Here is a 26,381-nt window from a genome sequence, read left to right as displayed (position 1 = left end):
CCATGGACAAGCAAAGACCCATACCAGCGTGGCCGATCTATTTTGGATTGGAGACCGAATTCGGGATTGCGGTTCGGGAAAATGCGGAGATCGATGTCGTCGAGGAGTCGATCCATCTGGTGCGGGCCGCCGCTCAGCTCGGCAGCCCCAACCTCTGGGATTACACGCGGGAGGATCCCCACCGTGACGCCCGCGGCTTCCGGGCGAAGGAGCTGCGCCAGGACGGGGACGAGGCGAACTTTTTCTCCCAGGACCGCCAGCGGCCCTACAGCTTCGAGGAGATCAAGAGCGACTTCGTCCTGCGCAACGGAGCCCGCTTCTACAACGACCACACCCATCCCGAATATTCGACCCCGGAATGCTCCACCCTCCTGGAGCTGGTGGCGCAGGACAAGGCGGGGGAACGGATCCTCGAGGAGTGTGCCCGGGCGGCGAGCCGGAAGCGGAATCACACGGTCTGCCTCTACAAGAACAACAGCGATTTCGCCGGGCACAGTTACGGCTGCCACGAAAACTACCTGATCCCGCGGATGATCCCCTGGGATCGGATCGTCGAGGGGATGATGGCCTTCCTGGTCACCCGCCAGATCTTCGGGGGGGCCGGAAAGCTCGGCTGGGAGAAGGAAGACCAGGGAATGGTCGGTGGCTTTCAAATTTCCCAGCGCGCCGACTTTTTCACCGAGCTCGTGGGCATCGACACCATGAACCGGCGGCCGCTGATCAACACGCGGGATGAGCCCCACGCCAACCCCAAGCTCTACCGGCGCTTCCACGTCATCGTGGGTGACTCCAACCTTTCGGAGTATGCGACCTGGCTCAAGGTCGGTACCACGGCCCTGGTGCTGGAGGCCCTCCAGTACGACCGCGTGCCGCGCCGCTTCTTCCTGGCCGATCCGCTCTACGCCCATCGGAGCATCTCTCGGGACCAGACCAATCGCTGGGAGGTGGATCTCGCCCATTCGGGGGCGACCACCGCCACCGAGCTGCAGAACGACTACGCCGATTGGGTCGGCCGCTACGTCGATCTCGACCACCCCGAGAAGCGGGCGGTCTGGAAGAGCTGGAAAGAGACGGTGGAGCTGCTGCAAAAGGGTCCCAATGCCTTGCGCGATCGGCTCGATTGGGTCGCCAAGCGATCCTTGCTGGAGACCTTCCGCGAGGAGCAGAACCTTTCCTGGAACGACCCCTGGCTCCAGAGCGTCGACCTCGAATATCACCTGATGGATCGGGACCGGGGTCTCTATTACGCCCTCGAATCGGGGGGCGAGATCAGCCGGATTTCCCGGGAAGAGGATATCTACCGGGCGATCCAGCAGCCGCCCAACGCCTCCCGCGCCTACGTCCGGGGCAAGTGCATTCAAAAGTTCGCCCGGGATCTGGTCAACGTCCAATGGGACTACATCGCTTTCCGCTGGAAGGGGCAGACCTACCGGGTCGAGCTTTCTTCGGCCTTTCCGGGAGTCGACCTGGAGCGCTACTGCGAGGTGATCGACCGCGCCCAGCTCGTCTCCGATATGATCGAGGAGTTGAAGCTCGAGCCGATCGGCGGCTAGATTTCACTAAACCCAGGAGGGCTATGCTGATGCCAGAACAAGTGCAAAAGACACATCCGGTCCGTCCCGGCCCGGGTCCGGGAGGAGAGGGACCGGGCCCGAGAGCGCCGAGAGTCGATCGGCCGAACACCGAAGAGATCCTCAAGCGGATGCGCAAGGTCGACCCCGATCAGGCGAAGCGCTATCGGCAGCGGACTGGGGAATAGCACCGTGGAGACCATCGGTGTCTCAGCCGGGGCGCAGACGGGCGATTTCTTTGCCGTGCTCCGGTCGAGGAATCTCCTTTTCCCCGAAGGGAAGGGGGTGGTGGCGGGGGGTGCTGCGCTCCCGATGCCGGAGTCGACGACCGTGCTCAGCTTTCATTATCGGGACGGGGTCATCGTCGCGGGAGATCGGCGAGCCACGATGGGGCACACGGTCATTCATGATCGAGCGGACAAGGTAATCGAGATCGACCGTTCGACGGTCATGGCGATCGCGGGGGCTCCGGCGACCGCCTATGAGATTGCCCGCGTCCTCCAGCACTCCTTCGAGTACTACCGCCGGAGCCAGCTCCAGCCCTTGTCGCTCGATGCCAAGGTGAGGATGGTCGGGAAGCTGCTCAAGGAGAACCTTGCGATGACCCTGCAAGGGGTCGGGGTCGTGGTTCCCGTCCTCGCCCTGGTCGATCCCCTGGGCAAGGGGGGTCCGAAGATCTTCTTTTACGACGCCCTGGGCGCGCAATTCGAAGCGGTCGACTTCGCCGTCTCGGGCTCCGGATCTCCGGCGGCCCGCAGCGTCCTCCAATACCTCAACCGGTGGAGCGGTTCGCCTCCGGCCGAGCGCACGGAGGAGGAGGCAATCCTCCTGGCCCTCCAGCTCTTGGACGTTGCGGCGGAATCCGACACCGCCACGGGGGGCATCGACCGGCGCACGCGGATCTACCCGCAGATAAAATTGATCCGGAAGGCCGGCGTTCGGTCGATCGCGGAGGAGCAGCTGGGCCGTCTCCTCCCGGCGGAGGCCTGAGGACCCTGGCCGGACGGCCCGGCCGAGGGCCTGGTCCGGGAATGGGGGGAGGATCGACCAACCCACGGGAGGGCGATTGTGCCGGCAGGAAGCATCGAGCGCGCATTTGCATTGAACTCCGTCCAGGAGGTGGTAGGCTGCCAACTTCCGTTTTCCTTCGGGCAGGGGTGGTGCGCGGTCCGACGCCTTGCGGGGGGAAGGGAGAGATGCGGCGAGCAAGAGGCTAAGCGTGATCGAGGAACCTTATCGCTGGTTGGAAGCGGTCCAGAATCGGCGCGAGTACATCGAGGATCAACTTCGCGGTGCCGCGCCCGTCGTTGCCGTTAGCGGAGAGCCCGGCGTCCTGCTGGTCGCCGGCAAGGCGTCCACGCCAAAGGTTTTCGAGGTCTACGACCACTTGGCCCTCGGGGCGGTCGGCCATCCCGCCGACGTGGAAAAGATCCGGCAGACTGCGATCGAGGCGGCGCACGTCGAGGGATTCTCCCGGTCGCGGGCCGACGTGAGCGCGCGGCGGATCGTGAGCTATGGCCTGGCCGGAGCCCTGAAAAGCGCCTTTGAGCAGATCTTCTCCGCCCCATTGCTCTTCCGGGGCATTCTCGTGGAGCTAGGAAGCTCGCCCTCCGCGGATCAAGCGTGGCTCCTCGAATATGATGGCGGCTATGCGGGGCTCGAGCCCGAGCAGCTCCGCCGCGGAGTCCTCTTCGGTGCGCGCAAGGATCTTTCGTCGGTCTGGCAGGAGGAGAGCCGGAAATCCCCGCCTCCTTCGGCTAAGGACTGGAAGGAGCTTGCCGGGCACGCGCTACGCGTGCTCGCCTGGTCCGCCCAGGCGGAGGGAGAGAAGCGTGTTCCGTGGGCGCAGTTCGCGCCTCCGAAGGATTGGCTCGCTCCCAGGCTCTGCGACCGATTTGAAGTCGGGGCGCTCTCCCGGGAGGTCGCGGCCCAAGGCGGCCCCGCGTTCCTGGTCCCGGAGGCCCAGCAACTGGGATGGCCGGAGGAAAAGGAGTAGGGGATGCGGCGGATTGCGGGCCTGGAGACGGAATATGGCTGCCTTTCGCAGCGGACCATGGAGAGTCCGCCCGTGCCGGAGCGGGTGCGCGACCATCTCTTCTACCGGGAGGGCGTGGGCCTGATCGATGTCCACGACCGGGATTACGACGAGCCCGCAGGCAACGGCGGGTTCCTCTTCAACGGTGGCCGGCTCTATCTCGACATGGGGCACATCGAATATTGCACCGCCGAATGTCGCTTCCTGGGGGATCTGCTCGCTTCCGACCGGGCGGGCGAGAAGCTGCTGCAACGGGCCCTGAACGACTTGGGCATCGCGGGGGAGTCCTCGTTCATCAAGAACAACATCGATCACTACACGGGCGCGACCTTCGGCTGCCACGAAAACTATCTTCTCCAGCGCGACGCCCCGCTTTCCCAGGGAAACGTCGACGCGCTGCTCGCCTTTCTGGCTGTCCGAGGGCTGATGGTCGGAGCCGGCCGGGTCGGGACGGTGATGGTGCCCAGGGGGGTCGACCGGGGAGCCCGCACGCGCGCCCTGCCGTTTCAGGTGATGCAGCGCGCCGACTACATCCAGACCGAGATCTACGAGTGGGTCCAGTTCAACCGAGCGCTGATCAACGCCCGGGACGAGCCCTTGGGGGATCCCTGCCGCTTTCGCCGCTTCCATCTCCTCCTTGGGGACTCGAACATGCTTCCGTTCTGCCAGGCCCTCAAGGTCGGCAGCACCTCCCTCGTGCTCGACCTCTTGGAGGCGGACCGGATGCCTCGCCTCGCCCTGGCCGACCCGGTGCGCGCGATGCATCAGATCAGCCACTGTCCCGACGGCCCCTGGCTCATCGAGCTCTCCGACGGAAGGAGATGGACGGCTGTGGAGCTTCTGGAGCACTTCCTGACGGCGGCCAGCCGGCTCGATCGGGAAGAGGATCGGGACACGGTCTGGACCTGTCTTGCCTGGGAAGAGGTCTTGCGCGGCTTGCGCGAGGACACCGAGGCTCTCCTGGGCAAGGTTGACTGGATCACCAAGCGCCACCTGCTCGAGCTCTTTCGCACCCAGGAAGGGGTAGGTTGGGACGATCCGTGGATGGAGAGCCTCGATCTCGAATACCACAACCTCAATGAAAAGCGGAGCTTGGCGGCTCTGATCCCCCAGCCTTCGCTCGAGGCCCTCGGCTTGCCTGGCCTGGGGGACCATGATCCGGAGCGGGACGCGCCCCGGAATACCCGGGCCCACGCACGGAGCCAGCTCATGCGGCGAATGGCCGCAGGCAAGATCTCGTATGTGATCGACTGGGACTATGTGCAGGTGGGCAACAGCGGCTACTACTCCTTGGAAGATCCCTTCGTGAGTGCCGTACCGTCGAAGGCGGAGCTACCGGGCCTGTGCGAGGACCTGGAGCTCCGCTCCAAATAGCGAAGGGGTCGGCGCGGCCCATCCCCCATGCTCGAACTCCTCCAGAAAAAGCTCGAATCGGTCTTCCGCAACCTTCGCGGATACGGAAAGCTCTCCGAGGCGAACGTCGCCGACGCGCTCCGCGAGATCCGCCTCGCCCTGCTCGCCGCCGACGTCCACTACCCGGTGGCCAAGCGGCTCTGCGAGGAGATCCAGAAGAGCGCCCTCGGGCGGGAAGCGCTGGCCAGCATTCGACCGGGAGATCAGTTCGTCAAGATCTTCCACGACGAGCTCGTGCGCCTGCTGGGAGAGGGCGAGCGCGGGATCCGGCCCGAGCGGCCCATTCGCCTCCTCCTCTGCGGGCTCAACGGCTCGGGGAAGACGACGACGGCGGCAAAGCTGGCCCTCTGGTTCCGGAAGCAGCACCAGAAGGTGGCGCTGGTCGCTGGGGACCTGACCCGTCCCGCTGCGCGCGAGCAGCTCCAGCGGCTCGGTGAGCAGATCCAGGTTCCGGTCTATTCCTGGCCGGAGGGGACCCCGCTCGAAACGGTCGTTCGGGAAGGACGGGCACGAGGTGAGCGGGAAAGAGTCGATGTCTTGATTTTCGACGCCGCGGGCCGCCTCGATGTCGACGCCGAGCTGCTCGAGGAGCTTGCGGGCGTGGCCGGGCTCTGGGAGCCGGGAGAGTCACTCTTGGTCGTCGATGCGGCGACCGGACAGGTGGCGGTGAAGGTGGCGGAAGCCTTTGCGGCCAAGGTGCCCCTTACCGGGCTGGTCCTGTCGAGGGCCGATGGCGACGCCCGGGGCGGCGCGGCTCTCTCGATCCAGCAGGTGACGGGCATTCCGATCAAGTTCCTGGGCGTGGGAGAGAAGCCTGATGCCTTGCAGGCCTTCGTCCCCGAGCGATTCGTCGGAAGGCTCCTGGGCATGGGAGACATCGTGGCCCTCGTCGATCGGGCTCAGTCGGAAATCGACACCCAGTCGATGGAGGAGATGGCCAAGCGGCTCAAGAGCAATGAATTCAGCCTCCAGGATTTTCTCACGCAGCTCCGGCTCATGAAGAAGATGGGACCGCTCGAGAGCCTGTTGGCGCTCCTTCCGGGGCTTCCTGGCAAGGAAGCGGTCAAGGTCGATGAGAAGAAGGTCAAGCAGGTCGAGGCGATCATCCTCTCCATGACGCCCGAGGAGCGGCGCCGCCCGGGGATTCTCAACGGACGTCGTCGGTTGCGCATCGCCCGCGGGAGCGGAACGCAGGTCACCGATGTCAATGATCTCTTGCGGAAATTCGACTCGATGCGGAAGATGATGCGGAAGATTTCCAAGGGAGCGGGAAGGGGCTGGCCGAAGCTGGGCTTTCCCGGAGCCCTGTCTGGATGAAGAGCAAGGAAGAAAGCGAGGCATATGGCAGTGGTAGTTCGTTTACGGAGGGAGGGGCGCAAGAACCGGCCCTTCTTTCGCATCGTGGTCGCCGACCGGCGGGCGGCTCGGGACGGCAAGTTCCTGGAATCAGTCGGAACCTACGATCCGGTCGTGAAGGAAGGCGGGGTTCAGGTGAAGCTCGACCGGATCGAATTCTGGAGAAAGCAGGGAGCGCAGATGAGCGAGACCGTTGCGCGCATCGTGAAGACCGCTCCGAGCGAGCCTGCGGAAAAGGAAGAAGCCTCCCCGGCGGCGTCGTGATTCATCGCGCGGGGGAGTCGTGCGGATCGATGTCATCACCCTCTTCCCCGCGCTCTTGGAGGCGGCGGCGCGGGAGAGCATCCTGGGAAGGGCGATTGGGAGCGGGCGGCTCGATTTCCACGTGCACCAGCTCCGGGACTACGCCCGTGACCGGCACAGGACCGTCGACGATCGGCCCTATGGGGGCGGACCGGGGATGGTGCTCAAATGCGAGCCCCTGGTCGAAGCGATCGAGGCGGTCCAAGCCCTGGCGGAGAAGGCGCCCATCCGCCTCCTGTCTCCGGGAGGAAGAACCTTCGATCAGGCCATGGCCTGGGAGTTTTCCCGCGCTCCTCGGCTGATCTTTGTTTGCGGCCACTACGAAGGAGTCGATCAGCGGGTGATCGACCATTGGGTTGACGAGGAGGTTTCGATCGGAGACTTCGTCGTCGCCAACGGGGCCGTAGCCGTCCTGCCGATCATCGACGCGGTCGCCCGTCTGCTTCCCGGCGTTCTGGGAAATGCAGAATCGGTGTTGCACGAATCCTTCGAAGATGCTCTTCTAGAGGGTCCGCAATATACACGGCCGGCCGTCTTCCGGGAGTGGGGGGTGCCCGAAATCCTTCTGTCCGGAGATCACGGAGCGATCGGGCGGTGGCGCCGCTCCATGGCGGAAGAGAAGACGCGGCGCGTGAGAACGGATTTGTGGGAGCGGAGAGGAAAAGGAGAGAGCGATGAACGTAATCGAGCGGATTGAGCAGGAGCAGTTCAAGAAAGAGCTTCCCCGGTTTGCGGTCGGCGACAGCGTGCGGGTCCACTCACGCATTCGCGAGGGTGATAAGGAGCGGGTTCAGGTCTTTCAGGGCATCGTGATCGCCCGCAAGGGACACGGAATCCATGCGGCGTTCACCGTTCGGCGGCTCAGTTATGGAGAGGGAATCGAGCGCATCTATCGCCTCCACTCCCCCTGGATCGAGAAGATCGAGGTGGAACGGAGCTCCAAGGTGCGGCGGGCCAAGCTCTATTACCTGCGGGGCAGGAAGGGCAAGGAGGCCGTCCTCGGTCGAAAATAGGCCGCAGGTCCCTCCGGGTCGTTTTTCCTCTTCTTCTCGCTGTTCTGCCCGCGCAACTTGCCTCGCAGAGGGAGGACCCCCATACTCGCGCCGTGCGGAAACCGGAGCCTGCGGGTCAATCGAATCCCCGGAGGCGGGGAGTCGACCGGCGGCTCGAGCTCCTGCTTGCCGAGCAAGGCCTCTCGCCCGCCGCGGGCGTGGACGAGGTGGGCCGCGGCTGCCTCGCCGGGCCCCTTGTCGCTGCAGCCGTCATCTTGCCTCCGGGGATTCCCCTCCACCCGAAGCTCGACGATTCCAAGCGGCTCGAGCCGCGGCACCGGTCGGAGGTCTGCCACTGGATCGTCGGCTTGCCGGGTGTGGCGTACGGAGTCGGCTTTGCCTCCGTCGAGGAGATCGATCGCTGGAACGTCCTGGGGGCGACGATGCTCGCGATGTCTCGGGCCGTTGCGGCACTGCCCGAAAGGCCCGGAGTCGTCCTGGTCGACGGTAGGGAGGCTCCCCCCCTCGAGCTGCCCGTTCGCGCAATCATCGGTGGAGATGGCCGCTGCGCCTGCATCGCTGCCGCTTCGATCCTGGCCAAGGTCAGGCGTGACCAGTGGATGACCGAGATCGACCGGGAGCATCCCCGCTTCGGCTTCGCCCGCCACAAGGGCTACGGGACCGCAGAGCATTGGGATGCCCTACGGATTCACGGCCCGACCCCTTTACACCGCCGAAGCTTCCTCGGTCGGCTCTCCGCGGAAGCGATGCCCGATCTTCCGTGGGACAAAGGGGTCTGAACATGCTCGGCCTCCCTTGGGCTTTCTTCCCACGACCCCTGCTGCAGAAGAGGAACCTGGGAGCGTGGGGGGAGCGCGAGGCCGCACGGTTCCTTCGTCGCAAGCACTACCGGATCCTCCTGCGCAACGTGCGGATCGGGGGCGGGGAGATCGACCTCGTCTGCCGGGATGGGTCCGTGCTCGTCTTCGTCGAGGTGAAGACCCGCAGCTCGACGAGCCATGGCGAGCCATGCGAGGCTGTCGACCCCGGGAAGCGGGCGCGCCTGGTGCGGGCCGCCTACGCCTACCTGGAGGAGCTGGGACGGGACGAGGTGACCTACCGCTTCGACATCGTCGAGGTGCTCGCCCAGGGTTCCGGAAAGCCGATCCTCCGACATCTGCCCGATGCGTTCGGTCCGCCAGGCTCTTGACCGCTCCGTCTTGAGAGCCCTACCTCCGCCGGGAACCGAAGGTGCCGCCGCCTTGCGCCCGAATCCCGGATTGGTCGATCCAGCGATGAAGCTCCCGCTCGCCAGTTGAAATTCAGCGGGGAGCCCATTCGCTTTGAACCATTTGGACGGAATTATGGACCTATCCATATTCGATTTGGACCTGCTCATATTTTTGGACACTAGCTTATAAAACGCGCCGCGCCGCGTACCGTGGAGAGCGAGCTTACCTTGGATGACCAGCTGTGCCAGAAGGTTATGCGCCTGCAGCAGCGCGGACGCGGTGCGGGAGCGTCGGCGGACACCCGGCTGCTGGCGCATTGGAGGCTCAGCTCGCTATCGCCAAGCCTGGAAGAGGTAGGGGAGCAGGATGACCGAAAAGAGCAGCATCAGGGCGAGTAGCGCGCCGACGAAGGTCTTCCTCCGTTCGCCTGCGGCGACCGCCCTCCAGACGACAGTCGATCTCCAAAGCAAGAGAAGAGAAAAGAGGGCCACCAGGAAAAGGGCTGTCGGCAAGGCCCAGGAGACGCCGCGGCGGGTCAAGATCCCGAGGCAGATCGTAATGACGCCGAAGCCGCCGCCCGAGTAGAGCGCGGTCTTCGCCTTCTTCGGATTCGAGAGATAGCCGATGGTGCCCAAAGCGACGAGCCCGAGCCCATAGATGATGAGCCACCGGGCGACCTCCTTCATCCAATCTCCTCGGCCGAAACGCAGACGGCTTCCTGGCGGCTTGCCGGGAAGGGGTGCGGGTCGAGCCGGTGCCGAAAGGCGGTCGTGAGCTCGGTGATGCCTTCTCCGGTCAAGGCGGAGACAAAGCGGGGCTCCTCCCCGCCGGGACGGGCGCGCCGCAGGGCGGCTCTGCGCGCGGTGCGCAGGTCTGTCTTGTTCCCCACCACCAGGAAGGGTCGTTCGGCGAGCCCGTGACCATAGGCCTCGAGCTCTCGCCGCAAGAGATGAAAGTCGTCCAGGGGATCCCTTCCGGAGAGGTCGAGCACGAAAAGCAAGAGCCGGCACCGCTCGACATGGCGGAGAAATTCATCCCCGAGCCCCTTTCCGAGATGCGCATCGCGGATCAGCCCCGGAATGTCCGCCACGGTGAGCCGATGTCCGTCGGGCCATTCGAGGACGCCGACGGTTGGCGAAAGCGTCGTGAAGGGGTAGTCGGCGACCTTCGGCTCCGCCGAGGTGAGGCGGCGCAGCAGGCTCGACTTCCCTGCGTTGGGAAGCCCGACGAGCCCGATATCGGCCAAGAGCTTGAGCTCGAGGACGAATTGCCCGGACTCCCCCGGCTTTCCGGGATCGGCGCGGCGGGGAGCCTGGTTCCGGGGACCACGGAAATGCCAGTTGCCCCATCCCCCTCTTCCGCCCTGACAGAGGACGAATCGACGGGTCGGTGGCGTGAGGTCGGCGACCCGGTCGAGCTCCGCGTCTCGCGGGGGCAGGGGAAGCAGCTTCGAACCCTGCTCGGGGGAGCCGGGGATCCGGCTCACGACCGTTCCCGGCGGGATCGGCAAAACCAGCTCCGCACCCTTGCGTCCGGCCTTCGTGGCGCCCATGCCGGGACGCCCATCCTGGGCAACCTGGTGCGGAGCGAGGAAGAGATGGGAAAGATCGTTCCGGTGGGGGTCGAGGACGAGCACGACATCGCCTCCTTTTCCGCCATCCCCGCCGTCGGGGCCGCCATGCGGCTCGTAGGGAGCCCGCCGGAAGCTCACGCATCCGCGGCCGCCGTCCCCGGCCTTGACGAAGATCCTCACTCGATCGACAAACATGAGAGTTTCCGTGCGCTACAGGAAACGCACAAGGAGATCGTTAGGACCGAGTGCCGCTCCGCTTCAGGCGCGCGGCTGGGGCTCGATGTGGACTCTTCGGTTCCGGCGGTCCCAACGGACGATCCCGTCGGCGAGGGCGAACAAGGTGAAGTCCCGCCCCTGCCCGACATTCTCCCCCGGGTGGAATCGCGTTCCCCGCTGCCGGATCAAGATGTTGCCGCTGCGGACGCGCTGCCCGCCGTAACGCTTTACCCCCAGGCGCTTGCTGTGGCTGTCGCGCCCGTTCCGCGTGCTTCCCTGCCCCTTCTTGTGTGCCATGGCCGTCTACTTTCCTTTCTTGTCGATGGCGAGCTCCACCACGCGGACGCGCGCCAGTCGCTGTCGATGACCCACCGTCCGGTGATACCCCTTGCGGCGCTTGTAGCGGAAAGCAACTACCTTGGGGGCTCGGATCTCCTCCAGGACTTCCAACACCGCTCTCGCTCCCGGCACGCGAGGGGTGCCGACCTCGGTTTTCCCGTCGCTTTCGATGAGGAGCACCTCTTCGGTGGTCAGCCTCTCTCCGGCTAAAATGCCCTTCTTCGGGAGCTCGATTTCGAGCACGGCCCCCTCTTCCGCGCGGTATTGCTTCCCGCCGGCGCGAATCACTGCAATCATAGTCCTCCGATGCACTCCCACCCCATCGGACATCCTTGCGGCGCCGATGAAGGGTGCTTGGCCCGCTCGCACGAGCCCGGGGCGGTTCTCCGCCCAATCCGATAAACACGAGTCGCCGGGCCAAGCCTCTTCGTCCTTGGCAAGCGACTCGTCGGCCAATCATAAGGGTTTCCGAGAAACTGTCCAGTGGATAAGGGAGCTTTCCCGTCCGCGAATCCCTGGCGCCGATCTTGGCCGGGCGCAAGAGCTGCGGGCGACGCGCGGAAAGGATGGGGAGCTCTCGATGCTACCGGAAGCGGAGTCGCCTTGACAGCATTGGTGGCAACGGTAGCATGGAATCGTCGGGTACCGGGTAAGAACAGGTCCAGAACAGTCCGCCCCCCCAGATCTCCGCGGGAGCGCGGGGAAGTGAGGAGGCATTTATAGGACTTATGGACCCGATAAAAACAATCAAATAGTATTATTCATGGTGGCGGGGTATAAGCGAAGGAGCCGGTGGGGGCGGGAGGAGGCCTCGAGCCGGGAAGCGAGAAAGGAGAAAGAGCGATGGCGATGGTGAAGCACGATGGGCAGGGGCAGAAGAAGAGCCGGTGGTCGGCCGGGGTGAGTCCGTATGCGGAGATGGGGTACTACAACGCGGGCTACAAGCCGAAGGAGACCGACATCATTGCGGCGTTTCGGCTGGTGCCGCAGCCGGGGATGGATCCGGTGGAGGCGGGGGCGGCGGTGGCCGGGGAGAGCTCGACGGCGACCTGGACGGTGGTATGGACCGACCGGTTGACGGCCTACGAGCACTATCAGGGGAAGTGTTATCGGGTCGATCCGGTGCCGGGGAGCGACCAGTACATCGCCTATATCGCCTATGACCTGGATCTATTTGAGGAGGGTTCGATTGCGAACCTCTCCTCTTCGATCATTGGGAACGTCTTTGGGTTCAAGGCGCTCAAGTCGGTGCGGTTGGAGGATATGCGGATTCCGCCGCACTACACCAAGACCTTTCAGGGGCCGGCGCATGGGATCATGATGGAGCGGGAGTATCTGAACAAGTATGGGCGTCCGCTGCTTGGGGCGACGGTGAAGCCGAAGCTGGGGCTTTCGGCTCGGAACTACGGGCGGGTGGTCTACGAGGCGTTGCGTGGGGGGTTGGACTTTACGAAGGACGACGAGAACATCAACAGCCAGCCCTTCATGCGGTGGCGGGACCGGTGGCTTTTTGCGATGGAGGCGGTCAACCGGGCGCAGGCGGACACGGGGGAGGTCAAGGGGCATTATCTCAACGTGACGGCGGCGACGATGGAGGAGATGTACGAGCGGGCCGACTTTGCGAAGGAGCTGGGGAGTGTCGTGGTGATGGTCGACCTGACGGCGGGCTTTACGGCGATTCAGTCGATGGCGAAGTGGGCTCGGCGCAATGGGTTGCTTCTTCATTTGCATCGGGCGGGTCATAGCACCTACACGAGGCAGAAGAGCCACGGGGTCAACTTCCGGGTGATTGCCAAGTGGATGCGGCTGGCGGGGGTGGACCACATTCATGCGGGGACGGTGGTGGGGAAGCTCGAGGGGGATGTCCACTCGGTGCAGGGCTACTACCGGACCTTGCGGTGCAACCGGACCGAGGCGGAGCCCTCCTTGGGGCTCTACTTCGAGCAGGACTGGGCGTCGATGGCGGCGGTGATGCCGGTGGCCTCGGGCGGGATTCACGCGGGGCAGATGCATCTGTTGCTCCACTACTTGGGGGAGGATTGCATCTTGCAGTTTGGCGGGGGGACCATTGGGCATCCGGACGGGATTGCGGCTGGGGCGACGGCGAACCGGGTGGCGCTGGAGGCGATGATTCAGGCGCGCAACGAAGGGCGGGACTACCTGCACGAAGGGCCGGAGATCCTGGAGAAGGCTGCGCGGCATTCGCCTTCGCTTCGGAAGGCCCTGGAGATTTGGAAGGATGTGAGCTTTGAGTTTGAGTCGACCGACGTGCCGGATGCGGTGGCGACTCCGGAGCTCGTCTAAGGAAGGAGGCAAGCGAATGAGACTGACGCAAGGGACGTTTTCGTATCTGCCGGATTTGACCGAGGAGGAGATTCGGGCGCAGGTGGAGTACTGCTTGCGCAACGGATGGGCGGTGAGCATCGAGTTTACCGATGATCCGCATCCGCGGAATGTCTACTGGGAGATGTGGGGGCTGCCGATGTTCGACCTGAAGGATCCGGCGGGGGTGATGCACGAGCTGGCGGAGTGCCGGAAGGCGCGTCCTCAGGACTACATCCGGCTTAGCGGCTACAACCGGCAGCAGGGGTATCAGAGCACGATGCTCTCGTTTCTGGTGCAGCGGCCGAAGGAGGAGCCCGGCTTTTTCCTCGACCGGATGGAGGCCGCGGATCGACAGATCCGCTACACCACCCGCCCCTACGCCGCCCAGAAGCCTCCCGGCCAGCGGTACTAAACCGTAGCGCTACGATACCATAGGCTCTGGAGGATCATGGAAGAAGCGGAGAAAGAATCCCAGGCGACCCCTCCAGCGGCCGCCGCCGACGGAAGTGGCTTGGTCGATCTCGATCAGGCGCTCGGCGGCGCCGGGGTGGGGGAGATCTTGACCGAGCTCGACGCCGAGCTCATCGGCCTTGCGCCGGTCAAGCGCCGGGTCCGGGAGGTTGCCGATTTCCTCCTGGTCGAGCGGTTGCGGAGCTCGGTCGGGCTCCAGACCCAGGCGCCGACGCTCCACATGTCCTTCACGGGCTCTCCGGGCACGGGAAAGACGACCGTCGCGCTGCGGATGGGGAAAATTCTCCACCGGCTGGGCTACGTGCGGAAAGGGCACCTGGTCGTCGCCGCCCGCGACGATCTGGTCGGACAATATGTCGGCCACACCGCCCCGAAGACCAAGGAGGCGATCAAGCGGGCCATGGGCGGGGTTCTCTTCATCGATGAGGCCTACTCGCTCTATCGACCCGAAAGCGAGCGCGACTACGGGCTCGAGGCGGTGGCGATCCTCCTGCAGGCCATGGAGGATTATCGAAACGACCTGGTCGTGATCTTCGCGGGCTATCGGGACCGGATGGCGGCCTTCTTTAGCTCGAATCCGGGCCTGCGCTCCCGGATCGCCCACCACATCGATTTTCCCGACTATACCTTCGATGAGCTGGTCTCGATCGGGGATCTCATGGTTCGAAGCCAAGGCTACTTTTTCGATCCAGCCGCCGCCGAAGCCTTCCGAGAGTACCTGGAGCTCCGGCGCAAGCAGCCGCTTTTCGCCAACGCCCGGAGCGTCCGGAATGCGATCGACCGCATCAAGCTGCGGCAGGCCGCCCGGCTCGTCGCCGCGGGCGGCAAGGTTCCCGCCAAGGAGCTGATGCGGATCGACGAATCCGATATCCGGCAGAGCCGGGTCTTCATCCCGGAAGGACGGGAGGGCGAAACGGTCGGAAAGGCTTGATGCGGATCGGGACCGCGGATCCGGGAAAATCACCCTCCTGCTGCCGCTTGACACCATGCGGGCGGGCCGCTATACCGCAACGACGAGGAGTCGGTCCGAGCCCATCGCCCGCGTCGGCTCCGCGGCTTCCTCTCGCCGCCCTTTGCCGGGAGCGGAGGAAGAGGCTGCAGAGATTTCCTGCACGGCGCCCGTCGAGGCGATTTTACGAGTTCGCCGTCAAGGAGAACTCACTACGAAAGAGATGAAAAATGAGTAGTACAACTCCCCCCCCAGTTGCCCCCAGCTTGTCCCCTGCTTCCGAGGAAGACCGGTTAACCGCCTTGGCGGCCAACGTCGTTCGTGGCTTGGCGATGGATGGGGTCCAGAAAGCGAATTCGGGCCACCCCGGGATGCCCATGGGAATGGCCGATGCGGCCGTCGTTCTCTGGACCCGCTTCCTGCGCTTCGATCCCGCCGATCCCCACTGGCCCGATCGCGACCGGTTCGTCCTCTCGGCCGGGCATGGTTCGATGCTCCTCTACAGCCTGCTCCACCTGTGCGGCTACGACCTGCCGATGGCCGAGCTCGAGCGCTTCCGGCAGTGGGGCAGCCGGACCCCGGGCCATCCGGAATATGGTCACACGGCGGGAGTGGAGACGACGACCGGGCCATTGGGCCAGGGGATCTCCAACGCGGTCGGGATGGCGCTGGCCGAACGGTGGCTGGCCCAGAAGTACAACCGGCCGGGCCACGAGGTGGTCCGCCACCGGACCTTCGTGATCGCCAGCGACGGCGATCTCGAGGAAGGCGTCTCCCACGAGGCGGCTTCTCTTGCCGGCCATCTGCGGCTGGGCAAGCTCGTGGTGCTTTACGACGATAACCACATCAGCATCGATGGGCCGACCTCGCTCTCGTTCAGCGAAGACGTTCTCGGCCGCTTCGCTGCTTACGGCTGGAATGTCCGAAGGATCAACGGGCTCGACCGCTCCGAGGTCGAATCCGCGCTGACCTGGGCGACCTCCCAGGAAGAGAGGCCGACCATCATCGCCTGCCGGACCGTGATCGGCTTCGGAAGCCCCAACCGGGAGAACACCGCCAAGGCCCATGGAGAGCCTCTGGGGGCGGAAGAGGTGAAGCTGGCGAAGGAGCGCCTCGGCCTTCCGGTCGATCCGGCCTTCTACGTCCCCGAGGAGGTGCGGAGCTTCTTCCGGGCTGTTGCCAAGAAGGGGGCGGACGAGCGGAGCCGTTGGCTCGAGGCCTTTGCGGCCTACCGGAAGGAGTTCTCCCTCGAAGCGGAACGGTTCGAGATCGCCCTGCGCCGGGATCTGCCCGCGGGATGGGATCAGGGGATGCCTGGCTTCCCGCTCGAGAAGCCGCTCGCCACGCGCGCCGCTTCCGGGGCCGTCCTCAACGGGATCTTCGAGAAGGTCGGCTACCTTCTCGGCGGCTCCGCCGACCTGACCCCATCCAACAATACGCTGGCCAAGGGGGTCAAGGAGATCCGCCCGGATGACCTGACGGGGGCCTACCTCCATTATGGCATTCGCGAGCACGGGATGGGCTCCCTCATGAACGGAATGGCGGTTCATGGGGGCATTCGCCCCTACGGGGGAACCTTCCTGATCTTCTCAGACTACATGCGCCCGCCGATCCGGCTGGCCGCCATGATGCAGGTGCCGGTCGTCTACGTCTTCACCCACGACAGCATCGGCTTGGGAGAGGATGGGCCCACCCATCAGCCGGTCGAGCAGCTGACCGCGCTTCGTGCGATCCCCAACCTGGTGGTCTTCCGCCCGGCGGACGCCACCGAGACGGCCGAAGGCTGGCGTGTAGCGCTTGAGCGGAAAGATGGCCCCACCGCCCTCATCCTGACCCGTCAAGCCCTTCCGGTGCTCGACCGGAGCCGCTTTGCGCCCGCCTCGGAGGCCCGGCGCGGAGGGTATGTGCTTGCCGGGGACGCGGAACCAGAGGTCATCCTGATCGCCACGGGCTCCGAGGTGTCGCTTGCGCTCGCGGCGCGAGAGCTCCTTTCCGGAGAGAAGATCCGTTCCCGGGTCGTGTCGCTGCCTTCCTGGGAGCTCTTCGCCCGGCAGCCCGCCTCCTATCGCGAGCAGGTGCTCCCCGCCGGGATCCGCGCCCGCGTCTCGGTCGAGGCCGGGGTGACGCTGGCTTGGCCGCGCTGGATCGGATCGGACGGCGAAGCCGTCGGCATCGACCATTTCGGCGCATCGGCGCCGTATGCCACGATCTACAAGGAGTTCGGCCTCACGGGGGAAGCGGTGGCGGAGGCCGCTCGCCGCACCTTGGCCCGGACACGGGGCTAGGCCGAAGCGCGGGGAAACGCACCGGAGAAGCGAAGGTGACGAGGAGAGAGCAGGGAGAGAGGGGCGAGGCCGTTCGATACCCCCGCATCTTCGTGGCACGGCATTGCAAGACGTCGTGGAACCTGGAGCATCGGATCCAGGGGCGAACCGATATCCCCCTTTGCGAGGAGGGGCTGAGGGAAGCCCGGGCGAATTGCGTGCTTCTCCGCGATCTCCCGATCGACCGGATCTTTTCAAGCCCGCTCGCCCGCGGTCGACAGACCGCGGAGATCTACGGAGCAGCGCTAGGGGTTCCCATCGAAGCATGGCCGGAGTGGATCGAGGTGCACATGGGGGAGTGGGAGGGCCACACGCGCAAGGAGCTCTCGGCTCGGGAGCCGGCCGAGTACGAACGGTGGCTGGCCGATCCCTCCCGGGTGCCGCTGCCTCCCATCGGGGGAGAGGATATCGGCGGCGCGCGCAAGCGCGTTGTCGGCGCCCTCTGCTCGCTGGTCGGCCGTCCGGAGCGCGGGGTCCTGATCGTGCTCCACAAGTATATCCGAGCCCTGCTCCACTGCGCGGTCTTCGACCTGCCGCTCTCCCGCTTTTCGGATGAGATCGTGGAGCCGACAGCGCCTTCCGAGCTGCCGCCCGATCGCGTGGCAAGGCTCTGCCGGTAACGGTCATCGTCATGCGCTGGGATGGGCTCATCTGGGATCTCGACGGGACGATCGCGCTGACCGAACGCGAGGGGCATCTCCCCGCCTGCAACGCGGCCTTTGCGGCGCTGGGTCTCCCGATCCGCTGGAGCTGGGAGGAGTTCCAGGGGCTCTTGACCATCCCGGGAAACGAGCTGCGGATGCGGCGCGCCCTGGAAGCCCTCTCCCCTCCTCCGGGTGAGCTCGAAGCACTGGCCCGCCAGCTCGGGCAATGGAAGAGGAAGATCTACCTCGAACGCTTTCTTCCCTGTACCGTTCTTCGACCGGGGATCCGGGCGCGGATCCGGGAGGCGCGGGAAAAGGGAATGCGGCAGGCGATCGTCTCGACCACGGACGAGGCGCAGATCGCGGCCCTGCTGGCGCTCCATCTCCCGGAAGAGGCGGGTTGGTTCTCTCCGATCCTGGGAAAGGAGTCCGGGAGGAAGACCGCTTCTGACTCCCCGCTCTACCGGCGCTGCCTGGCCGAGTGGGGGCTCCCTCCCGAGCGGGTCCTGGCGATCGAGGACTCGGCGGTCGGATTGCGCGCGGCGCGTGCGGCGGGCATCCCCTGCCTGATTACCCAAAACGACTATACGGCCGGTCAGGATTTCGCAGGGGCAACCTGGGTGGGAACGGATCTTGCCGATCATTCCCTCGACCGGCTGGAGAGGGAGATCCGGTCGTCTTAATCGGTGGCGGAGAGGGTGCGGGCGCCGGTCGCCAGATCCACGAGCGCCTCCCGCAGGACCACCGCCTGGTTGTGTTCCGTGTCCCGTGCGCCGTAGAGCAGGGTGAGATCGCGGGAGCCCGCGGCCCGGAGGAGCTCGTGCAGCCGCTCCGTCTTTCCCGCAAGCTCGCTCCGGTAGCGGAGCGCGAACTCCTTCCAGCGGCTTGGCTCGTGGCCGAACCATTTCCGGAGCGCCGTGCTGGGAGCCAGATCTCTGTCCCAAGCGTCGATTCCTGCCTTCTCCTTGGAAATCCCCCGGGGCCAGACGCGATCCACCAGGACACGATAGCCCTCATCGGCTCCCGGTGCTTCGTAGATGCGCCGGATCCGAATCCGAGGGTGCGAAGGCATTACCACTCCCAGGTAAAAAGCTCCAATCCTCCCCCGGGAGTCATGACTTCGGTCATGCCCGCCGCATAGGGGATGTGCGGGGTCATCGGAGACTTGGACAGGAAACGCTCCCCATATCCATACTCCTTGGGGGCCACGGGGTTGATCATGTTTGGACCCTTCCGGATGCCTTCCGGGATCACACCTTTGAGCTTGGGCGGTTGTGCTTCCGCGGGCTTTTTCCCTTTCTCGGGGGCGGGTGCCTCGGGCCTCTTCTCGATCCGGTGCGGTGCCGAAGCCCGGGGAGGGGGGGCGGGCTCCGTCCCGGTCTCCTCCGACGGCTGGGCGGGTGCGAGCCCCGCTCCAAGAAAGAAGCCGACGAGCGTAAGCGGGACGATGCGCATTGGTTCCAATAAAGGGCAAGTTCGATGGCTGGTCAAGGGCGGGACCGACAAGCCCATCGTCCCGAAGGACGCGCTCCAGGAAACGCCGGTTTCCCCGGCTCTGCTCGGGGCAATGGCGCCCAAGGCGCGGCCGAGGAATGCCCCCTGGACAGGGGAGGCACGCCCATTGGGCCGCGCACCTAAATCTGCACCAGCCGGACCGAATAGACGTCCGGGACCCGCAGGATCTCCTCGAGCACTTCGTTCCCGGGGGCACCGTCGACGTGAAGCACGCTGACGGCTCGGGAGCCATGCTCGGCGCGAGCCAGGGACATCGAGGCGATGTTCACCGAGCGCTCGCCCAGGATCGAGCCCACTCGGCCGACGATGCCGGGCCGATCGCGATTTTCCAAGACCAGCAGCGCTCCTTCGAGCGGCGCCTCGATCGGGTTGCCGTTGATCTGCACCAGCCGCTGCGCCGTTCCCCAGAACGTCGCACCCGCCTGCAGCGTGGCTGAATCGACCTGAATCTCCATCCCGATCCAATCGGTGAACTCGCCGGCTTGAGTCGTCTTGGTCTCGCTGACGACGATACCCAAGGTGTCGGCGAGGTAGGCGGCGTTCACCTCGTTGACTTCCGCCCCGGCCACCTTCCGCAGCAGCCCTTTGAGGGCGGCGCGCGTCACGGGGGTCGTGTCGTGGTCGTTGACCTTCCCGGCATAGGAAAGGGTCACCCGGCTCATCCGGTTCGGCGCCCACTGGCCCATGAAGAGACCGAGCCGCTCGGCCAGCGACAGGTAGGGGCGGAGGAGGGAGGCCGTCCGCGGATCGACGTTGGGGATGTTTACGGCGTTGCGAATCGTCCCGTTCACCAAAAGATCGAGCACCGCGTGCGCAATCTCGATTCCGACCTGCTCCTGGGATTCCGCCGTAGAGGCGGCCAGATGGGGGGTGAGGATCACGTTCGGGAGCGAGCGGAGGGGGAAGTCGGCGGGTGGCGGCTCGGGATCGTAGACGTCGAGGGCGGCTCCCGCCACCTGGCCCGAATCGAGCGCCTGACGAAGATCGCTGGCGACGATCAGCCCTCCCCGTGCGCAGTTGACGATCCGGACACCCTTCTTGCAGAGGGCGAGCCGGTGCGCATCGAGCAGCCCCTTGGTCTCCGGTGTCAGCGGGGAGTGGAGGGTCAGGAAGTCGGCCTCCTTCAGAACGGTGTCGAGATCCTCGGCGACCTGCACCGGAAGGTTCTGGACGCGAGCGGGGGAGAGATAGGGGTCGAAGCAGATCACGCGCATGTTGAAGCCGAGGGCGCGCCGAGCCACCTCCGTGCCGACCCGTCCCATGCCGACGATCCCCAGCACCTTGCCGCAGAGCTCGACTCCTTCGAAGGCTTTCCGGTTCCAAGCACCTGCGCGCATCGAGGCATCGGCCTGGGGGACGCTGCGCGCCAGCGCGAGCATGAGCGCCACCGCGTGCTCGGCCGTAGCGATCGTGTTTCCCCCGGGGGTATTCATGACGACGATCCCGCGCTCGGTCGCCGCGGCGATGTCGACATTATCCACGCCGACCCCGGCTCGGCCGACGACCCGGAGGCGCTCCGCCTTCTCGAGAATCCGTCGAGTAATCTTGGTTTGGCTTCGGACCAGGATCGCGTCGCACGACGGAGCCACCTCGACCAGTTGATCCTCGGAGAGGCCCGTCCTTTCGAGGACGCGGACGGAGGGATTGGCGGAGAGAAGCTCGACCCCCTTCGGGCTGATCGAGTCGGCGATCAGGATGGTGAATGTAGCGGACATAGGAAGCTCCAAAGCCTAGCGAGGAGAAGGCCCCCTGTCAAAGCTGTTGTTCTCCTTCCGGCCGGGACCGACCCAGGCCTTGATGATCCGGTGGGACCCGGCCGCCGCCCCAGAGCGAAGCGAGAGCTCCTTTTCCCCCCTCCTCTTCAAAAAGCAATTCAAAAAGCAATTAACGAGTTGGACCCATCTCTGCTACAAGAAATCCGAAGCCCTTTCCCCTTCGTCAGTTATGGATAGTGCCAACTCTTCGCCGATTCGGAACCAGAAATACTCGATCCTCGCCGAAATCAAGCGGAGCAACGGGCTTTCGGTGGGGGAGCTGGCGGAGCGGATGAACCTCTCCTACATGGGGGTCAAGCAGCATTGCAACTCCCTGGAGAAGGAGGGGTTTCTCTCGACCCAGCGAAGGGCGAAGCGGGTGGGCCGCCCGGAGAAGGTCTATGTCCTGACCGAGAAGGCCAATCAGTTCTTCCCGCAAAAAGGGACCCCCTTTGCCCTCGAGCTTCTGGAGTCGGTCGAGGACGTCTACGGCCCTCTGGCCGTCGACCGGCTCCTCCACCGGCTCTACCGCCGCCGCGTCGAGGCACTGCGATCCCGGGTCTCGGGCGCCGGGCTGGAGGAACGCGCTCGGCAACTGGCCCAGGCCCGAGAAGAGGAGGGCTGCATGAGCCGCTACGAGCCGGCCGGCGCCCCCGCCGGACAGATCCTCGAGTTTCACTCTCCGGTCCTGGAGATCCTCGACCGGTTCCCGCGAACGCGCGAGCTCGAGCGAAGGCTCTTCGAGCAGCTGCTGGATGCTCGAGTCGAAAGACGGGAGGACCGGGCGGGAGGCGCGCTCAAGGTCGTCTTTCTCCTGTTGGGCTCCAGAGAGCGTCCGCCCGGCCACACCTCGGCCGGCGAGCCTCCCGCAGAAGCGGTGGAGCACGGGGACGTCGCGGCTCCTGCTCCCGCCGTCGAAGCGAAGAGTTAGAAAAAATCGTTGCGGGAAATGGAACGGCTCGATATTAGATTCAATTAACACATGTCGTCCGAAGAGGGCCGTTCATCCGAGGAGATAACCTCGGCTCCTGCTGCGGAAAGCCTACCCCTGTCGGTTGGAGACTACTGTCTCCACCGGAGCTGGGGGTTCGGGCTCATCCGGGAGATCTCGCTCGATGCCGGCTCGGTCATCATCGATTTCCAGGAAAAGCCGCGTCACCGGATGCAGTGGGAGTACGCGCTCCAATCCCTTGAACCGGTCTCCCGCGATCACATCTTCGTCTGGAAGGCCGAGAAGCTCTCCACGCTTCGGGAGCAAGCGGCGTCCGACCCGGTGGCGGTCGTCGAGATCTGTGTCCGCAGCTTCGGCGAGGGGGCGACTCCCGAAGCACTCCAAGAGGCGCTGACTCCGACGGTCGTCGCCCAGGAAGAGTGGAAGAAGTGGTGGGACGGGGTTCGCCGGGTCATGCGCCGGGAGGGCCGATTCGAGGTCCCGAGCCGGAAGAACCAGCCGATCCGCATCGTGACCACCGTCGTTCCCGCTTGGCAAAAGTTGTTTTTCGCATTGGATCAGTCGGCTTCCAGCAAGGCCGCCGTCGAAGCGGCCCGGGCCCTTGCGAAGGCCGAGAAGATTCCCGCGGGAGGCCGAGAGCAGGCGGTGGCGGCGATCGATCGGATTCTTTCGTCGGGCGGCGGTGCGAGCTCGGGAGAGCTGCTCGAGCTGGCGGTCATTCGAGATGAGCTTCTGGCGGCGATCGGAAAAGGGCCCGAGTCGGGAGAGCTTGCTGTTTCGCAATGGCTTCCGGAAGACCGGCCGGGGCTGCAGAAAGCCCTGTCGGTCATGGCCAGCTCGGCGCAGAAAGAGGTGCTGCGCCGCCTCGTCCTAGAGAAGGGCGGGGCGGTCTCCCTTCTCCTGGATCTTCTGCCCGGCGCCTCCGCGCGGACCGCGGACGCCATCGTCACGGTCTTGGCCGAGGGGGGGAGGGCCAAGGAGCTTCTTGAACGGCTCGAGCGCGCCGTGCGAGAGAGGACGATCGGGTCGGATGCCTTGGCGTGGATCTGCCGGACCCGGGACGAGCTCTTCCGCCCGCTCTTCCGTCCCGACCTCTTTTTTTGCATCCTCTATCTGCTGGAGCGCGAAAGCAGCGGCGTCGCCAAGAAGGGCTCGAAGCTCTACGAGCTGCTTACGGGCAAGCTCGATCTGTTGCATGCGATTCTCGCTGGTGCGCAGCCAACCGATGCGCGGGACGTGGCTCGGGCCGCTCTCGCGAGCCCCGCCCTGCGGGAGCTGGACAAGCGCTCCCTCCTGGGAGCGATCATCAAGAAGCATCCCGGCGTTCAGGACCTTGTGACGGGCGATCAGCAGAAGAATAGCGAAGCCTCCCTGATCGTCTCCTGGAAGAGCCTGGCGGAGAAGAAGCAGGAGCTCGAAACCCTCGTCACCAAGCAGATCCCGGAAAACACCCGGGAGATTGCGATCGCCCGATCCTATGGGGATCTGCGCGAGAACCACGAGTATAAGGCGGCAAAGGAGATGCAGGGAGTCCTCCTGCGCCGGAAGGCGGAGCTCGAAGCCGCCCTGGCGCGGGCCCGGGCGACCGATTTTTCCGAGGTGGCGATCGACTCCGTCAACGTCGGAACCCGGGTCATCCTTCAGGATCTGGCAACGGGCAAGGAGCGGCGGGTCACGATTCTCGGGGCTTGGGATAGCGATCCGGCGGCTGGAGTGGTATCGTATTTGGCTGGTCTGGGACAGGCCCTTCTCGGACGCAGGCCCGGCGAGGAAGTCGAGCTGCCGTCGGAAGGGAAGGGAAAGGGCTCCCTGGTCCGCGTCGAGCGGATCGAGCCGGCGGGCCCGATCCCGGCGTAAGGGACCGGCGGGAAGGTCTGGTTATGCCTACGTACGAGTACGAGTGCGCACGTTGCGGGGCGGTCCTCGAGGTCTTTCAACGGATCTCGGATCCTCCCTTGGAGGAGTGCCCCAAGGAGCTCTGCGGAGAGGAGAGCGGCCGCTGTGGCGGCCGGCTCAAGCGGAGAATCTCCGGAGGAGCCGGTCTCCTCTTCAAGGGATCGGGCTTCTACCTCACCGACTACCGGAGCGAGGGCTACAAGAAGGCCGCGAAAGCCGAGAACGAATCCTCCTCCGGCGAAAAGACGGCTGCGAAGAAGTCCTCCGGCAGCGAGGCCAAGAAGCCCGCCGCCTAAAACGCCGTCTAAAAACGTCGTCTAAAAGAGGTCGGGCTCTTCCGGGAGGGGAGAAGACGCCTCCGTCGGGGGAGGCGGCAGGGTCGGCCGCTGCTGCGGGACGATTGCGATGCTCTCTGGCCTCGGGAGACGGTCGAAGCCGAGCTGGGCTCGAGCGAGGTGGCGGAGCTGAAGCTGCGCCTGGACGGGGCTCCGATGGGAAGCGGGCTTGAGCCGCAGGTAGCTCCCATCGGGCTGGAGCTCCCGCGCCTTGACGCAATCGGAGAGATAGAGCTCGAGGATCTCGCCCCTCAGGCGCTTCTTGATCTCGGGGTCCTCGACCGGGAAGGCGACCTCGATCCTCCGGTAGAGATTGCGCGGCATCCAGTCCGCACTGCTCAGGTAGATCTTGGGATCCCCATTGTTCTCGAAGTAGAAGATCCGGGAGTGCTCGAGGAAGCGGCCGACGATGCTGACGACACGGATCCGCTCGCTCACCCCGGGGATCCCGGGCCGGAGGCAGCAGATGCCGCGGACGATCAGGTCGATCCGGACGCCGGCCGCGGAGGCGTGGTAGAGCGCCTTGATGATTTCCGGATCCACCAGGGCGTTCATTTTCGCAATGATGCGCGCCGGCTTCCCCTGCCGGGCGAAGGCGGTTTCCGCGGCGATCCGCTCGTGAAACTCCTCCGCCATGCGGAATGGGGCGACCAGGAGCTTGCGAATCCCGTGGAAGCGGGAGAGGCCCGTGAGGATGTTGAAGAGGGTGCCGACCTCCTTGGTGAGATCGTCCCGGGTCGTCAGGAGGCTCAGGTCGGTGTAGAGGCGGGCCGTGCCGACGTGGTAGTTCCCCGTCCCCAGGTGGACGTAGAGCCGGATCCGATCTGGGTCGCGACGGATGATCTCGAGCATCTTGCAATGGGTCTTGAGGCCCAGGAGGCCGTAGACGACGTGAACGCCCGCCTCCTCGAGCTGCCTCGCCCAGACGATGTTGTTGGCTTCGTCGAAGCGCGCCTTGATCTCGACGAGGGCCGTGACCTGCTTGCCGTTCTGTGCTGCGCGCATCAGGGCGCGGACGATCGGCGACTCCCCTCCCGTCCGGTAGAGTGTCATCCGGATCCCGAGCACTCCGGGATCGTCCGCCGCCCGGCGCAACAGGTCGACGATGATGCCGAAGCTCTCGAAGGGATGGTGGAGCAGGACATCGCGGCGGCGAATGAGATCGAAAAGATCCGAATGGGAGGCCAGCTCCTTCGGAATCACGGGAGTCCACGGACGATCCCGCAGATGCGGAAAGGCCTCGTGGGCGCAGACGGGCAGGAGATGGAGGAAGCTGAGCGGCTCGAAGTGGCGGTAGCTGTCCGCCTTCTTCAGCTGGAGCGCCTGGAGAAGAAACTCCTCCATCTCGGGAGGACAGCTCTCTTCGATCTCCAGGCGGACCGCGTTGCCCCGGTTCCGCTTGCGCAGCTCCTCCTCGACCGTCTGCAGCAGGTTCTCGGCCTCCTCGTCGTCGATGTAGAGGTCGCTGTTCCGCGTCACGCGGAAGCCGTTGACGTCGCTGATCTCATCTCCCGGAAAGAGGCTGCCGAGGAAGAGCCCGATCACCTCCTTGATCTGGATGAAGCGATACCGATCCTGGCCGCTGCCCGGCAGGGTGAGCAGGCGCGGCAGGTTGTGGGGGACCTGGACGATCTCGAAACCCGCCAGATGGGCCGATACCGGTCGGCGCAGCGTGACGATCAGGTTGAAGCTCTTGTTGGTCACCTGGGGGAAGGGATGGCTCGGGTCGACCGCCAGCGGCGTGAGCACGGGCAGGATCTCGTCGGTAAAATAGCGCTCCGCCCATGCCCGCTCCTCCGCCGCAAGATCGTTCCGTTGGCAGAGGACGATGCCGTTCTTCCGCAGCTGGGGCTCGACCTCGTGTCGCCAGATGTCGTACTGTCGGGCGACGAGCTGGTGCGCCCGCTGCTGGATCGCATCGCAGACCTCTTCCGGGCTCAGTCCGTCGGGGCCCTCCTGGTCGCTCTGGTTTTCGACCTGCTGCTTGATCCCGGCGACCCGGATCTCGAAGAACTCGTCGAGATTCGAGCTGAAGATGCAGAGGAAGCGAAGCCGTTCCAGGAGCGGTTGCGTGGTATCCGCCGCCTCTTCCAGGACCCGGGCGTTGAACTCGAGCCAGGAGAGCTCCCGGTTGATGTAGTAGGCAGGATCCTCGAAGTCGCTAGCCATCGGCAACGCTTGAGTAA

The 26,381-nt window shown here is 65.2% G+C and carries 28 protein-coding genes; 20 read left to right on the top strand and 8 right to left on the bottom strand.

Going from position 1 to position 26,381, the window contains the following annotated elements:
- Positions 1 to 2: 2 nt before the first annotated feature.
- From MacB4_RS04560 to MacB4_RS04510, 11 genes are all read left to right on the top strand, one after another.
- A complete protein-coding gene (locus tag MacB4_RS04560; RefSeq protein WP_206864668.1) occupies positions 3 to 1,553 on the top strand; it encodes a proteasome accessory factor PafA2 family protein in 1,551 nt (516 codons plus the stop codon).
- Between the two features lie 29 nt (positions 1,554 to 1,582).
- A complete protein-coding gene (locus MacB4_RS04555; protein ID WP_206864667.1) occupies positions 1,583 to 1,759 on the top strand; it encodes a ubiquitin-like protein UBact in 177 nt (58 codons plus the stop codon).
- A 4-nt stretch (positions 1,760 to 1,763) separates the two neighbouring features.
- Positions 1,764 to 2,561: a proteasome subunit alpha gene (locus tag MacB4_RS04550; RefSeq protein ID WP_206864666.1), complete on the top strand. Its 798-nt coding sequence runs from the start codon at positions 1,764 to 1,766 to the stop codon at positions 2,559 to 2,561.
- A gap of 229 nt (positions 2,562 to 2,790) precedes the next feature.
- Positions 2,791 to 3,567 (top strand): proteasome subunit alpha, encoded by a 777-nt coding sequence (locus tag MacB4_RS04545; protein WP_206864665.1) that lies wholly within the window; start codon positions 2,791 to 2,793, stop codon positions 3,565 to 3,567.
- A gap of 3 nt (positions 3,568 to 3,570) precedes the next feature.
- Positions 3,571 to 4,980 (top strand): proteasome accessory factor PafA2 family protein, encoded by a 1,410-nt coding sequence (locus MacB4_RS04540; protein WP_206864664.1) that lies wholly within the window; start codon positions 3,571 to 3,573, stop codon positions 4,978 to 4,980.
- A gap of 27 nt (positions 4,981 to 5,007) precedes the next feature.
- A complete protein-coding gene (gene ffh / locus MacB4_RS04535; RefSeq protein WP_206864663.1) occupies positions 5,008 to 6,336 on the top strand; it encodes a signal recognition particle protein in 1,329 nt (442 codons plus the stop codon).
- Positions 6,337 to 6,360: 24 nt separating this feature from the next.
- Positions 6,361 to 6,639, top strand: coding sequence for a 30S ribosomal protein S16 (gene rpsP, locus MacB4_RS04530; protein ID WP_206864662.1), 279 nt, complete (start codon positions 6,361 to 6,363; stop codon positions 6,637 to 6,639).
- A gap of 19 nt (positions 6,640 to 6,658) precedes the next feature.
- The gene (gene trmD, locus MacB4_RS04525) at positions 6,659 to 7,375 is read left to right on the top strand and encodes a tRNA (guanosine(37)-N1)-methyltransferase TrmD (RefSeq protein WP_206864661.1); all 717 of its coding nucleotides are present in this window, start codon (positions 6,659 to 6,661) and stop codon (positions 7,373 to 7,375) included.
- Positions 7,353 to 7,691, top strand: coding sequence for a 50S ribosomal protein L19 (rplS, locus tag MacB4_RS04520; RefSeq protein ID WP_206864660.1), 339 nt, complete (start codon positions 7,353 to 7,355; stop codon positions 7,689 to 7,691). Before trmD ends, rplS begins: the two co-directional genes overlap by 23 nt.
- A gap of 92 nt (positions 7,692 to 7,783) precedes the next feature.
- Positions 7,784 to 8,470 (top strand): ribonuclease HII, encoded by a 687-nt coding sequence (locus tag MacB4_RS04515; protein WP_242529333.1) that lies wholly within the window; start codon positions 7,784 to 7,786, stop codon positions 8,468 to 8,470.
- A 2-nt stretch (positions 8,471 to 8,472) separates the two neighbouring features.
- Positions 8,473 to 8,880, top strand: a complete 408-nt coding sequence (locus tag MacB4_RS04510; RefSeq protein ID WP_206864659.1) for a YraN family protein — start codon at positions 8,473 to 8,475, stop codon at positions 8,878 to 8,880.
- A 354-nt stretch (positions 8,881 to 9,234) separates the two neighbouring features.
- Here the strand turns inward: MacB4_RS04510 and MacB4_RS04505 are convergent, their stop codons facing one another.
- The 4 genes from MacB4_RS04505 to rplU all read right to left on the bottom strand — a co-directional run bounded on the left by MacB4_RS04505 (position 9,235) and on the right by rplU (position 11,327).
- On the bottom strand, positions 9,235 to 9,588 hold the full coding sequence (locus MacB4_RS04505) for a hypothetical protein (protein WP_206864658.1): 354 nt from the start codon (positions 9,586 to 9,588) through the stop codon (positions 9,235 to 9,237).
- A complete protein-coding gene (gene obgE / locus MacB4_RS04500) occupies positions 9,585 to 10,670 on the bottom strand; it encodes a GTPase ObgE (protein ID WP_206864657.1) in 1,086 nt (361 codons plus the stop codon). The genes MacB4_RS04505 and obgE overlap by 4 nt, the downstream gene beginning before the upstream one ends.
- Positions 10,671 to 10,733: 63 nt before the next feature.
- On the bottom strand, positions 10,734 to 10,988 hold the full coding sequence (gene rpmA / locus MacB4_RS04495; protein ID WP_206864656.1) for a 50S ribosomal protein L27: 255 nt from the start codon (positions 10,986 to 10,988) through the stop codon (positions 10,734 to 10,736).
- Positions 10,989 to 10,994: 6 nt separating this feature from the next.
- Entirely contained in the window at positions 10,995 to 11,327 is a 333-nt protein-coding gene (rplU, locus tag MacB4_RS04490; RefSeq protein WP_206864655.1) for a 50S ribosomal protein L21, read from the bottom strand.
- Positions 11,328 to 11,879: 552 nt separating this feature from the next.
- Between rplU and MacB4_RS04485 the strand changes: the two genes are divergently transcribed.
- The 6 genes from MacB4_RS04485 to MacB4_RS04460 all read left to right on the top strand — a co-directional run bounded on the left by MacB4_RS04485 (position 11,880) and on the right by MacB4_RS04460 (position 18,426).
- Positions 11,880 to 13,334: a form I ribulose bisphosphate carboxylase large subunit gene (locus tag MacB4_RS04485; RefSeq protein WP_206864939.1), complete on the top strand. Its 1,455-nt coding sequence runs from the start codon at positions 11,880 to 11,882 to the stop codon at positions 13,332 to 13,334.
- Between the two features lie 16 nt (positions 13,335 to 13,350).
- Positions 13,351 to 13,767 carry a ribulose bisphosphate carboxylase small subunit gene (locus tag MacB4_RS04480; protein WP_206864252.1) on the top strand — a complete coding sequence of 139 codons (417 nt, stop codon included), beginning with the start codon at positions 13,351 to 13,353 and terminating at the stop codon, positions 13,765 to 13,767.
- Positions 13,768 to 13,803: 36 nt separating this feature from the next.
- A complete protein-coding gene (locus MacB4_RS04475) occupies positions 13,804 to 14,757 on the top strand; it encodes an AAA family ATPase (protein ID WP_206864654.1) in 954 nt (317 codons plus the stop codon).
- Between the two features lie 248 nt (positions 14,758 to 15,005).
- Positions 15,006 to 17,060, top strand: coding sequence for a transketolase (gene tkt, locus MacB4_RS04470; protein ID WP_206864653.1), 2,055 nt, complete (start codon positions 15,006 to 15,008; stop codon positions 17,058 to 17,060).
- A gap of 35 nt (positions 17,061 to 17,095) precedes the next feature.
- On the top strand, positions 17,096 to 17,719 hold the full coding sequence (locus tag MacB4_RS04465; RefSeq protein WP_242529332.1) for a histidine phosphatase family protein: 624 nt from the start codon (positions 17,096 to 17,098) through the stop codon (positions 17,717 to 17,719).
- A gap of 11 nt (positions 17,720 to 17,730) precedes the next feature.
- Positions 17,731 to 18,426 (top strand): HAD family hydrolase, encoded by a 696-nt coding sequence (locus tag MacB4_RS04460; RefSeq protein WP_206864652.1) that lies wholly within the window; start codon positions 17,731 to 17,733, stop codon positions 18,424 to 18,426.
- Here MacB4_RS04460 and MacB4_RS04455 read toward each other — a convergent pair.
- The 3 genes from MacB4_RS04455 to serA all read right to left on the bottom strand — a co-directional run bounded on the left by MacB4_RS04455 (position 18,423) and on the right by serA (position 20,973).
- Positions 18,423 to 18,815: a DUF488 domain-containing protein gene (locus tag MacB4_RS04455; RefSeq protein WP_206864651.1), complete on the bottom strand. Its 393-nt coding sequence runs from the start codon at positions 18,813 to 18,815 to the stop codon at positions 18,423 to 18,425. The genes MacB4_RS04460 and MacB4_RS04455 overlap by 4 nt on opposite strands.
- Positions 18,815 to 19,198, bottom strand: coding sequence for a hypothetical protein (locus MacB4_RS04450; RefSeq protein WP_206864650.1), 384 nt, complete (start codon positions 19,196 to 19,198; stop codon positions 18,815 to 18,817). Before MacB4_RS04450 ends, MacB4_RS04455 begins: the two co-directional genes overlap by 1 nt.
- Positions 19,199 to 19,377: 179 nt before the next feature.
- On the bottom strand, positions 19,378 to 20,973 hold the full coding sequence (gene serA, locus MacB4_RS04445; protein WP_206864649.1) for a phosphoglycerate dehydrogenase: 1,596 nt from the start codon (positions 20,971 to 20,973) through the stop codon (positions 19,378 to 19,380).
- 229 nt (positions 20,974 to 21,202) lie between these two features.
- On the opposite strand from serA, the gene MacB4_RS04440 reads away from it, so the two are divergent.
- From MacB4_RS04440 to MacB4_RS04430, 3 genes are read left to right on the top strand one after another with little or no spacing between them, the layout of a single operon-like run.
- Positions 21,203 to 21,943 carry a metalloregulator ArsR/SmtB family transcription factor gene (locus tag MacB4_RS04440; protein WP_206864648.1) on the top strand — a complete coding sequence of 247 codons (741 nt, stop codon included), beginning with the start codon at positions 21,203 to 21,205 and terminating at the stop codon, positions 21,941 to 21,943.
- Positions 21,944 to 21,994: 51 nt separating this feature from the next.
- The gene (locus tag MacB4_RS04435) at positions 21,995 to 23,821 is read left to right on the top strand and encodes a GreA/GreB family elongation factor (protein ID WP_206864647.1); all 1,827 of its coding nucleotides are present in this window, start codon (positions 21,995 to 21,997) and stop codon (positions 23,819 to 23,821) included.
- Positions 23,822 to 23,844: 23 nt separating this feature from the next.
- Positions 23,845 to 24,156 carry an FmdB family zinc ribbon protein gene (locus MacB4_RS04430; protein ID WP_206864645.1) on the top strand — a complete coding sequence of 104 codons (312 nt, stop codon included), beginning with the start codon at positions 23,845 to 23,847 and terminating at the stop codon, positions 24,154 to 24,156.
- Between the two features lie 21 nt (positions 24,157 to 24,177).
- Here MacB4_RS04430 and ppk1 read toward each other — a convergent pair whose 3' ends face one another.
- Positions 24,178 to 26,364 (bottom strand): polyphosphate kinase 1, encoded by a 2,187-nt coding sequence (ppk1, locus tag MacB4_RS04425; protein ID WP_206864643.1) that lies wholly within the window; start codon positions 26,362 to 26,364, stop codon positions 24,178 to 24,180.
- Positions 26,365 to 26,381 lie beyond the last annotated feature (17 nt).

The organism is Methylacidimicrobium sp. B4, from assembly GCF_017310545.1.
GTDB lineage: Bacteria > Verrucomicrobiota > Verrucomicrobiia > Methylacidiphilales > Methylacidiphilaceae > Methylacidimicrobium.
This window is presented reverse-complemented; position numbering and strand designations above follow the sequence as displayed.